Annotated in this window: 1 pseudogene; it reads right to left on the bottom strand. The window is 56.4% G+C overall.

The annotated features are described in order from the left end of the window. Positions 1–1,070: pseudogene (locus FOT55_RS12485) on the bottom strand (IS3 family transposase); the annotation flags it as partial.

Genomic DNA, 1,070 nt, shown 5'->3' with positions numbered 1-1,070 from the left:
CGCCCGATGAACCTCATCGGGCGTTTTGTATTTCAGCGACAAGTGCGGCCGCCGCGTGTTGTAGAGGTTCACCGACTCCCTGACCATCTTTCTTGCCTGCGCGATATCTTCTGGCCTGCCGAGCAGGTATTCCGTTTTGAGTATCCCGTTTATCCGTTCCGCCAGCGCGTTCTGATAACAGTCATACCCGTCCGTCATCGAGCAGATGACGCCATACTGCTGATGTAACGCCTGATATTCCTGTGAGCAGTACTGGATACCCCTGTCCGAGTGATGCACCAACGGCAACGCCGTGCGTCTGCCGGCCAGTGCCATTTTGAACGCGCAGGCGACATGCCGGGTATGCAGACTGTCATGCACGTGATATCCCACGATTTTTCTCGACCAGGCATCCGTTACCAGGCTGACATACGCCGTCCCCGTTCTCAGCGGCAGGTAGGTGATATCCGCCACCCATACCTGTTCCGGACGGCTGGCTATTACTTGATTGTCTCCCGCTTTTAGCAGGTTGGGATGGCGATAAAAACGATGATGGCTGTGCGTCGTCTTGTGATATGCCCGTTTAGGCATCACCAGTAATCGCGCGCAGCGCAGGATACTGAACAGCCGGTCACGGCCCACATGCAACGCCGGTTCGGGGTGTTGCCGCAACAGGTGATGCAGCTTACGTGTCCCCAGTCGGGGTTGGTGCAAGCGGATGGCCGTCACCTGTTCGACGAGATGCCGGGCCTGCTCCTCTTTGCCTGCTTCACGCTGCAGGGACTGATACCACGCTTGTCGGCTGATGCCCATCCATCGGCAGGCCCGCGTTACTGTGAGTCCCGGTACTTGTGTTTGCGCGATAAGGCGGTTAGCTGCTTTTTTGTCAGCGTGGCGCCAAAGTCGGTGTTCATCACTTTGACGACAGCTTCGAAGAACTGGGCTTTGACTTCAGATTCAGCCAGTTGCTGCTCAAGTTCTTTAATACGCTGTTCGGGCGTCAGGGGGAGTTTGGGCATGTTGTCTCCGCACGTTCTGGTGGAAGGAGAAGTTCGCCAGTCAAGTTGACCGTATTTGCGCAGCCAGTTCAT

The sequence above is a fragment of the Serratia bockelmannii genome, from assembly GCF_008011855.1.
Classification (GTDB): domain Bacteria; phylum Pseudomonadota; class Gammaproteobacteria; order Enterobacterales; family Enterobacteriaceae; genus Serratia; species Serratia bockelmannii.
Note: the sequence above shows the minus strand (reverse complement) of the source record. Positions and strands in the feature narration are given on the sequence as shown.